Origin of the sequence: Sphingomonas sp. 35-24ZXX (genome assembly GCF_000786215.1) — a bacterium.
In the GTDB taxonomy this organism is placed as follows: Bacteria; Pseudomonadota; Alphaproteobacteria; order Sphingomonadales; family Sphingomonadaceae; genus Blastomonas.
The window spans coordinates 321,551-333,932 of sequence record NZ_JROG01000004.1 but is presented as its reverse complement, the minus strand read 5'-3'; the positions used below and the strand labels follow the sequence as shown (position 1 = coordinate 333,932).

Sequence of the window (12,382 nt, the reverse complement as noted above, 5' to 3'; positions counted from 1 at the left end):
CATCATGCGCACCTCCACCCTGAAACGCTGGACCATCGGCCTTGGGCTGCTGGCGCTGCTGATCGCAGTGCTGGGCGGGCTGATCTGGGGCGGCATCACCGGCTGGGCGCCATCGCGCAAGGATTATCCGGTGCAGGGCCTGTATGTCAGCGCGGCCGATGGCGAACTGGCCTGGCCGACGCTGGCGACGATGGGGGCGGACTTTGCCTATGTCCGCGCCAGCGCAGGCGGGTCCCAGCGCGACGCACGCTTTGCCGCCAATCTGCGCGGCGCCCGCACGTCGGGCATGCGCGCGGGCGCCGTGCACGAATTCAGCCTGTGCGCGGACGAGGCCGCGCAGGCCGAACTGTTCATCACGACGGTGCCGCGCGATCCCGACATGCTGCCGCCAGTGGTGAGCCTGGAGCTTGACGAGGCGTGCAAGACCCGGCCCGACCGGGCAATGCTGCTGGGCGAGCTCAATACCTTCCTCAACCAGATCGAGAACCATGCCGGCAAGCCCGCCTTGCTGCGCATCGGCAGCGAGTTCGAGGACGCCTATCAAATCAGCGAAGGGCTGGCGCGGACGGTGTGGCTGATCGGTGATTTCGTGCCGCCCGACTATGCCGCCAAGCGCTGGGTGATGTGGCAATCGAGCAGCTTCTATCGAATCAATGGCGCGCCGCAGGGCGTGCGCTGGAATGTGGTGAGACCATGAGCGAAGTATCAGACCGGCAGGCCTTGCTGGATGCGGCGCGCGCAGCAGCGCTGACGGCCTATGCCCCCTATTCGGGCTTCCATGTCGGGGCGGCGTTCCGCTTCGACGATGGCACCATCGTCACCGGCAGCAATTTCGAAAACGCGAGCTATGGCCTTGCCATCTGTGCGGAAACCGCAGCGGCGATCGTCGCCAACCTGCAGGGCCGCCGCACCGGACTGGTCGAGGTCGCGATCATAGGCGGGCCGCTCGGTGCCGATGGCCAGCTTGCCCTCACTGCGGCCCCCGTCACCCCCTGCGGCCGCTGCCGCCAGGTGATGAACGAGCTGGCGCAGCTGGGCGGCACCGACCCCATCGTCTATTCCGGTCATGCCGACGGCTATCTGGAGCACCGTCTGTCGGTGCTCTTGCCAGCCGCCTTCGGCCCGGCCAACCTCAGCTGATCAGACGACCGCGGGAGTAGGAGAAGAGCCGCAATGTCCATCCTGTCCGACAAATGGATCCGCACCCAGGCGCAAGACAACGGCATGATCGAGCCGTTCGTCGAGGCCCAGCGGCGCGACGGCTGCATATCCTACGGCCTGTCATCCTATGGCTATGACGCACGCGTTGCGGACGAGTTCAAGATCTTCACCAACGTCAATTCCTCGGTGGTGGATCCCAAGGAGTTCGACCCCAACAGCTTTGTCGACCGCAAGACCGATGTCTGCATCATCCCGCCCAACTCGTTCGCCCTGGCTCGTACGGTCGAATATTTCCGTGTGCCGCGCGACGTGCTGGTCATCTGCCTGGGCAAATCGACCTATGCGCGCTGCGGCATCATCGTCAACGTGACGCCGCTGGAGCCCGGCTGGGAGGGGCATGTGACGCTGGAGTTCAGCAACACGACGCCGCTGCCGGCGAAGATCTATGCCAATGAAGGCGCGTGCCAGTTCCTGTTCCTCAAGGGCAACGAGCCGTGCGAGACCAGCTATGCCGACCGCGCGGGCAAATATATGGGCCAGCGCGGGGTGACGCTTCCGAAGCTGTAGCTGGCCAGCTTGTGATTGCCGCGTCTTTGACGCACATTGAAACCATAACAGAACACCAGGAGAGAGCCGATGTCCGCCAGAGAGAACCGCGAATTCGATGTGATCGTCTATGGGGCCAGCGGCTTTACCGGGCGGCTGGTCGCCGAATATCTGCAGAACACCTATGGCCAGGGCGGCGACGCCCCCAAATGGGCGGTCGCGGCGCGCTCGGCTGAAAAGATGGCCTCGGTGCTCGCCGAAATGGGCCTGCCCGCCGATACCCCGGTGGTCGTCGCCAATGCCGATGACGCCGCCAGCATCGAGGCGATGGCCAGGCGCACCAAGGTGGTGCTGACCACCGTCGGCCCGTACCAGCTGTATGGCGAACCTCTGGTAGCTGCCTGCGCCGCCACTGGCACCGATTATGTCGACCTTTGCGGCGAGCCCGCGTGGATGCGCCAGATGATCGACAAGTACGACGCTGCTGCCAAGGACAGCGGTGCGCGCATCGTGTTTTCGACCGGGTTCGATTCGATCCCGTTCGATCTGGGCGTGCTGATGCTGCAGAAGGAATGCGTCAGCCGCTTCGGCAAGCCCGCGCCGCGCGTCAAGGGCCGCGTGCGTGCGATGCAGGGCACCTTCTCGGGCGGCACTGCCGCATCGCTCAAGGCGACGATGGCCTCGGTCGCGCGCGATCCGGCGCTGCTCGGCTATCTCACCAATCCGTTCAGCCTGGCGGGCGGCTTCGAAGGCCCCGCCCAGCCCAAGGGCAACAAGCCCGAGCATGACGAAGCCCTAAGCAGCTGGGCGGCGCCTTTCATCATGGCGCCGATCAACACCAAGAACGTCCACCGCACCAACGCGCTGCTGGGTCACCCCTATGGCCAGGATTTCGTTTATGACGAGATGATGCTGACCGGCCCCGGCGACAAGGGCGAGGCGATCGCCAAGCACCTTGCCAGCACCGACATGATGGGCGGCGAAGGTGGCCCCAAGCCCGGCGAGGGCCCCAGCAAGGACGAGCGCGAGAACGGCTTCTACGATGTACTGTTCGTCGCCGAGATGCCCGATGGCCAGGTCCAGAAATACGGGGTCAAGGGCGACAAGGACCCGGGCTATGGCTCGACATCGAAGATGATCGCGGAGAGCGCTCTGGGTCTGGTGCAGGACGCGCCCGACGGGCCGGGCGGCATCACCACCCCGGGCGCGGTGATGGGCGAGCATCTGGTCAAGCGGCTGGTCGCCAAGGCGGGCCTTAGTTTCGCAGCGGAATAAGGATCTTCCGACCATGCCCGGCGACCCCTTCCATCAGGGGTGTCGCCGGGGTGATTGCAGACGGCTCTGCGACAGCATGCTGCACGTGCGAACAACTGACGGTTGAACTTTTCGCCAGATGGCGCATATAGCAGCCCCGGGGCGACGCACGACACAGTCAACTGAAGAATCGAAAGCAACATGCTGAAGGCCTTGCTGCGCAGAAAGCCCAAACCTGCCGCTCCCATCGATACCGCAACGCTGCCCGACGGAATGCGCGTCTATGCGATCGGCGATGTCCATGGACGGCGCGACCTGCTGGACGTGCTGCTCGACCAGATTTTTGCCGATGATCGCGCGCGCGGTGCCGCCGACACGCACATCGTGTTTCTGGGCGATCTGATGGATCGCGGCCCCGACAGCGCGGGCGTGATCGACCGGGCCATCGAACTGTCGCAGACCATGGGACGCAATGTCCATTTCCTGATGGGCAATCACGAGGAAGTGTATCTGGCGGCCTCGACCGGCGATGAGAAGCTGGTGCGCTTCTTCTGCAAGATCGGCGGCCGCGAGACCATCCTCAGCTACGATATCTCCGCTGCCGAATACAATGCGCTGACGATGGGCGAGCTTGCAGCCCGCCTGCCCGCATTGCTGCCGCAGGCGCATGTCGATTTTGTCAGCCGCTTCCAGGACCGCGTCGTGATGGGCGACTATGCCTTCGTGCACGCCGGCGTCCGTCCCGGGGTCGGGATCGAGAAGCAGCGCGCGAAGGATCTGCGCTGGATCCGCGAGGAATTCCTGATCGACGAGACCCCGCACGACAAGCTGATCGTGCACGGCCACACGATCACCGACGATGTCGAGGAATGCTCGAACCGCATCGGTATCGATACCGGCGCCTATATGAGCGGCATGCTGACCGCGCTCGCGCTGGAAGGCCGCAGCCGCTGGTATCTCAAGACCGGGCAATAGCGCCGCGCACAAGGCCTTGCACCGGCTGGGAAATTGAGCCAGCGTAAGGTCATGCACAAAATCGCCACGCTGGTCGCCGCCCTGTCCCTGACCTTCTCGCCTGCCTTCGCGCAGGCTGAGGCGGACCCCGCGCGTTTGCGCGCCGATGTCGAGAAGCTGGTCAGCTTCGGCACCCGGCATACGCTGTCGTCTCCCGACCACCCCACACGCGGAATCGGCGCGGCGCGGCGCTGGGCGGCGGCGGAGTTCGCCAAGATCGGCAAGGCCTGCGGGGGCTGCATCCGCGTCGAGCAGATCGATCGCCGCTTCACCGGGCCGCGCGCGCCCAACGGCGTCAACGTCGTCAATGTGCTGGGCGTGCAGTCCGGCACCGGCAATCCCGACGACATCATCATCATTTCCGCCCATATCGACAGCCGGGTTTCCGATGTCGCCGATTTCACCAGCGATGCGCCCGGCGCCAATGATGACGGATCGGGGAGCGCCCTGGTGCTGGAAGCCGCGCGCATCCTGAGCAAGGAAAAGTTCGCGCCGACGATCATCTATGCGCTGCTGTCCGGCGAGGAACAGGGGTTGTGGGGCGGGCGGCTGATCGCCGAGACGGCGCGCGCCCGCGGATGGCAGGTGCGCGCATTGATCAACAACGATATCGTCGGCAACACCGAAGGCCAGGACGGCCGCAAGGTCAGCGACCGCGTGCGCGTGTTCTCCGAAGGCATCCGTGCATCCGAATCGCAGACCGAGGCGCTGGCGCGGCGGGGCAGCGGCGGCGAAGATGACGGCCCCTCGCGTTCGCTGATGCGCGCGGCACAGCGCGTCGGCAAGGCGCGCGCGGACCTCGGCCTCGAAGTGTTCGGGGTCCGCCGGCCTGACCGGTTTGCGCGCGGCGGCGACCATCTGCCCGCGCTGGAACTGGGCTATCCCGCGATCCGCTTCACGGTGGGTGTCGAGAATTACGATCACCAGCATCAGGACATCCGCGAGGAAAACGGCCGCAAGTTCGGCGACACCATCGACGAGATGGATTTCCCGTATCTCGCCCGCGTCACCGCGCTCAACATTGCGGTGATCCGCGAACTCGCCAGCGCGCCTTCGGCACCGGCCAGCGCGGTTCTGGGCGGGGCGCTGAGCAGCGACACCGTGGTCAGCTGGGCCGAAGTGCCGGGCGCCGCGCGCTACAAGGTCTATTGGCGCAGGGCCGATGCGCGCGATTGGGAACAATCGCAGGAGACCACCGCCACCAAGGTGACCCTGCCCGGTATCATCGTCGACGACCATTTTGCAGGCGTCGCGGCGATCGCCGAAAACGGAGCTGAAAGCGCGATCACCTTTGCCGGGCTTCCGCCCCGGTAATTTCGCCTGAGCGCACCACGCTGTTCATGGAGTAAGCGAAGCTGTAAGGGGACGGTATGAACGATTGCTCTTCCTGCATAGTCCGCAACCGCGCGATCTGCGCCAGCCTGACCCCCGATGAGCTGCTGCTGCTCGGCAAGATGGGGCGACGGCAGAAGGTCAAGGCAGGCCACACGCTGTTGTGGGAGGGCGATGACGCCCCGGTGGTCGCCAATGTTCTGGAAGGCGTGCTCAAGCTGGTTGTCTCCGCCTCCGATGGCCGCGAGCAGATTGTCGGGGTGGTGTTTCCGTCCGATTTCATCGGTCGCCCGTTCGGCAAGGAAAGCCCCTATAGCGTCACCGCGATGACCGACGCCGAAGTGTGCATCTTCAACCGCAACAGTTTCGATGATTTCGCCAGCGAGCATCCCGATCTGCAGCAGAAGCTGCTGCGCCGCACGCTCGACGAGCTCGATCGCGCGCGCCACTGGATGATGCTGCTGGGTCGCAAGTCGGCGGCCGAGAAGGTCGCCTCGTTCCTGCTCGAAATGTCGGACCGGCTGTCGGGCCAGGGCTGCAATGCCGATGGCTCGCTCAACGGGTTCGAGCTGCCCTTTGGCCGGCAGCAGATTGCCGACATCCTGGGCCTGACGATCGAGACCACCAGCCGTCAGCTCACCCGGCTCAAGAGCGATGGCCTGCTTGCCCTGCCATCACGGCGCGAGATCGTGATCCGCAATCGCGCCGCGATGGAAGAGATGGCGGGCTGAACCGTCGGGCTCCGCTCAGAACCGGAAGCCGATACCCGCGCTGATCACCCAGGGGTCGAGCTCGTGCCGCGTGCGCAGCACCTCGACGCCATTGGCGCGCCAGCTGGCAAGCGGGCGCAGGAAATAGCGCTTGGCATCGAATGACACGAACATCCCCTTGTCGTTGACGGGAATATCGACCCCTGCCTGCAGGGCAGCCCCCACGGTATCGTTGATCTTCTGCGACGTGGCGCCCAGCGTCCGCGTCGTCGCACCGGGCTTTTCGTTGATGAAGATGAAATAGCTGGGCCCCGCACCGATATAGGGGCGGATGCCGCCTGCCTTGCCGAAATGGTATTTCAGCGTGAGCGTGGCCGGCACGATCTTGGCGTTGGACACCAGGCCCGCGCCTGCCAGCGCGCCGCGTCCATCGACATCATGCTCTGTCACCCCGGCGATCGTTTCGACCGACACCGAATCGGCGACGAAATATTCGATCGCCACCGTCGGGACGAAATTGTCGTTGGCCTTGGTCTGGGTGCCGGCAGGCAGGCCGATGCGATCGACCTTTACGTCCCTGATCTTGCCATCGGGCGCGACCAGCGTGCCCAGCACCTTGAAATGCACCTCGCCCGCCTGCGCCATGGCCTGGCCAGGAATGGCGAGGGCAACGGCCAGTGCGGCCAGCGGGATAATCTTGGTCTTCATGTGATCACTCCTCCTTGAGTGAGCGGATCACTGCGCCCGCAGGCGTCGCAGCGCATTGATGCGGCGCAAAAATCTTATTGATCGTGATCAATGTTCTGTCGGCCGATCGGGTCCATCACCCACCCCAAGGAAGCGCAGATCCCGACGAGTCTGCGCGCACGGGGACACAGGCATATGGATGGTTTGGTTTTAAAGGCCGGGGGCTGGCTGGGGCTGGCGCTGTTGGCGCTGGCAATGGCGGTACTGGCGGTCGATGGGCCGTTTGCGGTGCACATGACGATCGTGATGATCGCCTGTCTGGCCGCCTTGTGGTTCACCATGAGCCGCGCCGATTATGGCGCGATGGCCCGCGGCTTCCTGAAGGCACCCGCGGATCTGGGCACCTATGATGACGATCCGGTCCGCTGGGGCGTCATCGCGACGCTGTTCTGGGGCGCAGCGGGCATGGCCGCAGGGCTTTACATCGCGCTGCAGCTCGCCTTCCCGGTGCTGAACCTCAATCTGGAATACACCACCTTCGGGCGGCTCCGGCCGCTGCACACCTCGGCGGTGATCTTCGCGTTCGGCGGCAATGCGCTGATCGCGACCAGCTTCTATGTCGTGCAGCGCACCTGCCGCGCCCGCCTGGCCTTCCCGTCGATGGCCCGTTTCGTGTTCTGGGGCTATCAGCTGTTCATCGTGCTGGCCGCCACCGGCTATCTGATGGGCGTGACCGAGGCCAAGGAATATGCCGAGCCCGAATGGTATGTCGATCTGTGGCTGACCATCGTGTGGCTGGCCTATCTGGCAGTGTTCCTGGGCACCATCGTGCGCCGCAAGGAACCGCACATCTATGTCGCCAACTGGTTCTATCTCGCCTTCATCATCACCGTGGCGATGCTGCACGTGGTCAACAACCTGTCGCTGCCCGCCAGCATCTTCGGATCGAAGAGCTACTCGGCCTTTGCAGGCGTGCAGGATGCGCTGACGCAATGGTGGTACGGCCATAACGCGGTCGGCTTCTTCCTGACCGCCGGCTTCCTCGCCATGATGTACTATTTCGTGCCCAAACAGGCCGAACGTCCGGTCTACAGCTATCGGCTGTCGATCATCCACTTCTGGTCGCTGATCTTCCTGTACATCTGGGCAGGTCCGCACCACCTCCACTACACCGCGCTGCCCGACTGGGCGCAGACCCTGGGCATGGTGTTCTCGATCATGCTGTGGATGCCCAGCTGGGGCGGCATGATCAACGGCCTGATGACGCTCAACGGCGCCTGGGACAAGATCCGCACCGATCCGATCATCCGCATGATGGTGATGGCACTCGCCTTCTACGGCATGAGCACCTTCGAAGGCCCGATGATGTCGATCAAATGGGTGAACTCCATGTCGCATTATACCGACTGGACCATCGGCCATGTCCACTCCGGCGCGCTGGGCTGGAACGGCATGATCACCTTCGCCTGCGTCTATTATCTGGTGCCGCGCCTGTGGAACCGTCCGCGCCTGTACAGCCTGCGCATGGTCAACTGGCACTTCTGGCTCTCGACCGTGGGCATCGTGTTCTACGCCGCATCGATGTGGGTTGCCGGCATCATGCAGGGCCTGATGTGGCGCGAATACGGAGCCGACGGATACCTCGTCTACAGCTTCGTCGAAAGCGTCGCGGCGATGCACCCGATGTACCTGATTCGCGCTGCAGGGGGCCTGCTCTACCTCACCGGCTTCATCGTGATGATCGTCAACGTCTGGGCCACGCTCGCCGGCAAGATCCGCGATGAGAAGCCGATGACCGAAACGCCGCACAATGTCGCGGCCGATCGCCCGGCCCCGGTCGCCGCTGCCGCGATCCCCGCAGAATAAGGAGCCGACACATGGCCGATATCAAAGCCGAACCGCGGTTCAGCCACAAGAAACTGGAACGCAACGTCACCCTGCTGGGCCTGGGCGCGCTGGTCGCGGTCGCCATCGGCGGCATCGTCGAGATCGCGCCCTTGTTCTGGATCGACAACACCATCGAGAAGGTGGACGGGATGCGTCCCTATACCCCGCTCGAGCTGTCGGGCCGCAACATCTACATGCGCGAAGGCTGCTATACCTGCCACAGCCAGATGATCCGCCCGTTCCGCGACGAGGTCGAGCGCTACGGCCATTACAGCCTGGCAGCCGAGAGCATGTACGACCACCCGTTCCAATGGGGGTCCAAGCGCACCGGACCTGACCTGGCGCGCGTCGGCAACCGCTATTCGGACGAATGGCACCGCGCGCACCTGATGGATCCCCGCAGCGTGGTGGGTGAATCGATCATGCCGCCATATGCTTTCCTCGCCGAGCGCGAGCTGAACGTCGGCGACATGAGCGATGACCTTACCGCACTGTCGCGGGTGGGCGTGCCTTATACCAAGGCGGCCATCGCTGCGGCCAATGCCGACCTGAAGGCGCAGGCCGATCCCAATGCGGACGGCGCGGCCGAATTGCAGGCGCGCTACCCCAAGGCGCAGGTCCGCGACTTTGACGGTGATCCTGCGCGGATCACCGAAATGGATGCGCTGATCGCCTATCTGCAGATGCTGGGCACCTTGGTCGATGTCGAAAAGGCAGCCCCGCAGGATCAGGGTGATGCCCCGGCACCCGCCAAGGTTGCGGCTGCTGCCGTCAAGGGAGCCAAGCCATGAGCTACGACGATCTGCGCCATTTCGCCGACAGCTGGGGCCTGCTGGCCATGACCGTGCTGTTCATCGGCCTCATCGCCTGGCCCTTCCGCAAGGGCGCGCGTCAGCACAACCACGACGCTGCCAACATGATCTTCAGGGAAGACGACAATGTCTGACAAAAGCCGCATCGACGAGCCCACCGGCACCTCCACCGTCGGCCATGAATGGGACGGGATCGAAGAGCTGAACACCCCGCTGCCGCGCTGGTGGCTGTGGACCTTCTACGCCTGCATCGCCTGGGCGGCGGTCTATGTCGTGCTCTACCCGGCCTGGCCGATGGTCAACAGCGCCACCCGCGGCGCGCTCGAATGGTCGAGCCGCGATGACCTCAAGCGCGAGATGGCGAGCCATCTGGCCAAGCGCGCGCCGATCACCAACGCCATCGCCGCCACGCCGATCACCGCCCTTCCCGCCAAGCACGAGCTGATGGAGGCGGCTATCCAGGGGGGTGGCGCGGCATTCAAGGTGCATTGCGTGCAGTGCCATGGTGCAGGCGGTGCAGGCGTGGTCGGCCTCTACCCCAGCCTGACCGATGACGACTGGCTGTGGGGCGGCGATCTGGCCGCGATCGAGACCACGCTGACCCACGGCATCCGCAACCCCGACCATGATGCGACGCGGATGAACATGATGCCCGCATTCGGCCGCGACGGCATCTTGGACAGCGCCGCGATCAACGACCTGGTCTCCCATGTCCGCGTGATCAGCCGCCAGGAAAAGCCCAGCGCCGCCTCGGCGCGCGGCGCGACCCTGTTCGAGGCCAATTGCGTCGCCTGCCATGGCACCAATGGTGAAGGCATCCGCGAACTTGGCGGTCCCAAGCTGACCGATGCCGTGTGGCTCTATGGCGGCAGCCGCGAGGCCATCGCCAAGACCATCTACAACCCCCGCAACGGCGTGATGCCGCGGTGGAACGACAAGCTGGATGCCGTAACCATCAAGATGCTGAGTGCTTACGTCCATTCTCTGGGCGGCGGCGAGGACCAACCCGCACCTGTCCGCGCCGCTGCACCCGAGGGGGAAGCCGACAATGGCTAACCCCGACGCCCTTGCTGGCACGGAAGGCCCGCTGTACGCGCCACGCAAGGGCGTCTACCCCAAAAAGGTAGACGGCAATTTCCGGCGGCTGAAATGGCTGATCATGGGGATCACGCTGGCGATCTATTACGGCACGCCGTGGATCCGCTGGGACCGGGGGCCCTATGCACCCGACCAGGCGGTGCTGATCGATCTGGCCAACCGCCGCTTCTACATGTTCCAGATCGAAATCTGGCCGCACGAATTCTATTATGTCGCAGGTCTGCTGATCATGGCGGGCATCGGCCTATTCCTGGTGACCAGCGCCGTGGGCCGCGCGTGGTGCGGCTATGCCTGCCCGCAGACGGTGTGGACCGATCTGTTCCAGCATGTCGATCGGCTGATCGATGGCGACCGCAACGCGCAGATTCGCCTCGCGAACGGCCCCTGGACCGCGGAAAAGATCGCCCGGCGCGCACTCAAGTACGCCATCTACCTCGCCATCGCCTTCTGGACTGGCGGCGCGTGGATCATGTATTTTGCCGATGCGCCCACGCTGACCCGCGAATTCTGGACCGGCGATGCGGCCTTCGTGGCCTATGGCACCGTCGGCGTGCTCACCGCGACCACCTTCGTGTTGGGCGGTTTCATGCGCGAGCAGGTGTGCATCTATATGTGCCCCTGGCCGCGCATCCAGACCGCGATGATGGACGAAAAGTCGCTGCTGGTGACCTACAAGGACTGGCGCGGCGAACCGCGCGGCAGCCTGAAGAAGGCGCTGGCCCATCCCGGATCGATCGGCGACTGTGTCGATTGCAACCAGTGCGTCGCGGTCTGCCCCACCGGCATCGACATTCGCGAAGGACCGCAGATCGGCTGCATCACCTGCGCCTTGTGCATCGATGCCTGCGACAGCGTGATGGCGCAGGTCGGCCGCCCGCGCGGGCTGATCGACTATTGCGCGCTCGACGATGTCGCGGTGGAGAAGGCTGGCGGCATCGCGCCGCCGGTCCTCAAGACGCTGCTGCGCCCGCGGCTGATGATCTATCTCGCCATCTGGAGCGCGATCGGCGCTCTGATGCTGTTTTCGCTCGGCGAGCGCACCCGGCTCGACCTTGCCGTCCAGCACGAGCGCAGCCCGCTTTATGTGCAGCTGTCGGACGGCATGATCCGCAACAACTACACGCTCAAGCTGCGCAACATGGAAGCCCGGCCGCGCAAGGTCGCAATCACCGTCAGCGGTCTGCCCGGCGCGCAGCTGTGGACCGAAAACGGCTCGCGCGCCAGGGCCAGCCAACGGGTCGAGATGACCATCTCGCCCGACAGCGTCACCCGCGTTCGCCTGTTCGTGGCGGCACCCGCGCAGGGCCCTGTGCGGCAGGACTTCACCATCGCCACGATCGGCCGCGACGGCGACCCGCGCGGTGACGACGACACCATCCAGTTCGATCGCCCGGAGGCACCATGATGAGCACGCATGCAGCAACGTCCAAGCCGTTTACCGGCTGGCACATGGCCGCGATCCTGATCGGCTTCTTTGCGATCGTCATGGCGGTCAACTTCACCATGGCGCGGCTCGCCTATTCGAGCTTCGGCGGCAAGGTCGTGGAAAACAGCTATGTCGCCAGCCAGCAGTTCAACGACCAGCTGGCCCGGGCCGAGGCGCAGGACCAGCTGGGCTGGGAGCCATCGATCTGGCTCGACCGCACCCGGCACGTGCGCGTCACGCTGACCCGGCAGGGCCAGAAGCTGACGATCACCAGTGCCACCGCCTCGGTCAGCCATCCGCTGGGCCGCCTGCCCTCGCAGGCCATGGCCATGGTCGGAGACGGCCAGGGCGGCATGATCTCCACCCGTGCGCTGCCGCAGGGCCGCTGGCGGGTAGACCTTGCCGTCGATCAATCGGGCAACCACGCCCGGTATCGGAGTGACCTCAAGTGAACG

Annotated in this window: 14 protein-coding genes; 13 read left to right on the top strand and 1 reads right to left on the bottom strand. The window is 64.8% G+C overall.

The genetic code is table 11. The annotated features are described in order from the left end of the window. Positions 1-4 precede the first annotated feature (4 nt). From LI72_RS09735 to LI72_RS09705, 7 genes are all read left to right on the top strand, one after another. The gene (locus LI72_RS09735) at positions 5-697 is read left to right on the top strand and encodes a glycoside hydrolase family 25 protein (RefSeq protein ID WP_052129701.1); all 693 of its coding nucleotides are present in this window, start codon (positions 5-7) and stop codon (positions 695-697) included. After that, the gene (locus LI72_RS09730; RefSeq protein WP_443018120.1) at positions 676-1,140 is read left to right on the top strand and encodes a cytidine deaminase; all 465 of its coding nucleotides are present in this window, start codon (positions 676-678) and stop codon (positions 1,138-1,140) included. The genes LI72_RS09735 and LI72_RS09730 overlap by 22 nt, the downstream gene beginning before the upstream one ends. 33 nt (positions 1,141-1,173) lie before the next feature. Continuing rightward, the gene (gene dcd / locus LI72_RS09725; protein ID WP_033925689.1) at positions 1,174-1,728 is read left to right on the top strand and encodes a dCTP deaminase; all 555 of its coding nucleotides are present in this window, start codon (positions 1,174-1,176) and stop codon (positions 1,726-1,728) included. 69 nt (positions 1,729-1,797) lie between these two features. Then, positions 1,798-2,982 carry a saccharopine dehydrogenase family protein gene (locus LI72_RS09720; protein WP_033925688.1) on the top strand — a complete coding sequence of 395 codons (1,185 nt, stop codon included), beginning with the start codon at positions 1,798-1,800 and terminating at the stop codon, positions 2,980-2,982. A 180-nt stretch (positions 2,983-3,162) separates the two neighbouring features. Next, complete coding sequence (locus LI72_RS09715) at positions 3,163-3,936, top strand: metallophosphoesterase family protein (protein WP_033925687.1); 774 nt, start codon at positions 3,163-3,165, stop codon at positions 3,934-3,936. A gap of 51 nt (positions 3,937-3,987) precedes the next feature. Then, entirely contained in the window at positions 3,988-5,289 is a 1,302-nt protein-coding gene (locus tag LI72_RS09710; RefSeq protein ID WP_033925686.1) for a M28 family peptidase, read from the top strand. Between the two features lie 56 nt (positions 5,290-5,345). Continuing rightward, complete coding sequence (locus LI72_RS09705; protein ID WP_033925685.1) at positions 5,346-6,038, top strand: Crp/Fnr family transcriptional regulator; 693 nt, start codon at positions 5,346-5,348, stop codon at positions 6,036-6,038. 15 nt (positions 6,039-6,053) lie between these two features. Here the strand turns inward: LI72_RS09705 and LI72_RS09700 are convergent, their stop codons facing one another. Then, the gene (locus LI72_RS09700) at positions 6,054-6,725 is read right to left on the bottom strand and encodes an OmpW/AlkL family protein (protein WP_033925684.1); all 672 of its coding nucleotides are present in this window, start codon (positions 6,723-6,725) and stop codon (positions 6,054-6,056) included. Between the two features lie 174 nt (positions 6,726-6,899). Between LI72_RS09700 and ccoN the strand changes: the two genes are divergently transcribed. The 6 genes from ccoN to LI72_RS09670 are packed head-to-tail and all read left to right on the top strand — an operon-like array spanning position 6,900 to position 12,379. After that, positions 6,900-8,570 (top strand): cytochrome-c oxidase, cbb3-type subunit I, encoded by a 1,671-nt coding sequence (ccoN, locus tag LI72_RS09695; protein ID WP_033926250.1) that lies wholly within the window; start codon positions 6,900-6,902, stop codon positions 8,568-8,570. A gap of 11 nt (positions 8,571-8,581) precedes the next feature. Continuing rightward, entirely contained in the window at positions 8,582-9,382 is an 801-nt protein-coding gene (gene ccoO / locus LI72_RS09690; protein ID WP_033925683.1) for a cytochrome-c oxidase, cbb3-type subunit II, read from the top strand. Further along, complete coding sequence (locus LI72_RS09685; protein ID WP_033925682.1) at positions 9,379-9,537, top strand: cbb3-type cytochrome c oxidase subunit 3; 159 nt, start codon at positions 9,379-9,381, stop codon at positions 9,535-9,537. The genes ccoO and LI72_RS09685 overlap by 4 nt, the downstream gene beginning before the upstream one ends. After that, positions 9,530-10,459: a cytochrome-c oxidase, cbb3-type subunit III gene (gene ccoP, locus LI72_RS09680; RefSeq protein WP_033925681.1), complete on the top strand. Its 930-nt coding sequence runs from the start codon at positions 9,530-9,532 to the stop codon at positions 10,457-10,459. The genes LI72_RS09685 and ccoP overlap by 8 nt, the downstream gene beginning before the upstream one ends. After that, entirely contained in the window at positions 10,452-11,906 is a 1,455-nt protein-coding gene (gene ccoG, locus LI72_RS09675) for a cytochrome c oxidase accessory protein CcoG (protein ID WP_033925680.1), read from the top strand. Before ccoP ends, ccoG begins: the two co-directional genes overlap by 8 nt. After that, entirely contained in the window at positions 11,906-12,379 is a 474-nt protein-coding gene (locus LI72_RS09670) for a FixH family protein (protein ID WP_033925679.1), read from the top strand. The genes ccoG and LI72_RS09670 overlap by 1 nt, the downstream gene beginning before the upstream one ends. Positions 12,380-12,382: the final 3 nt, after the last annotated feature.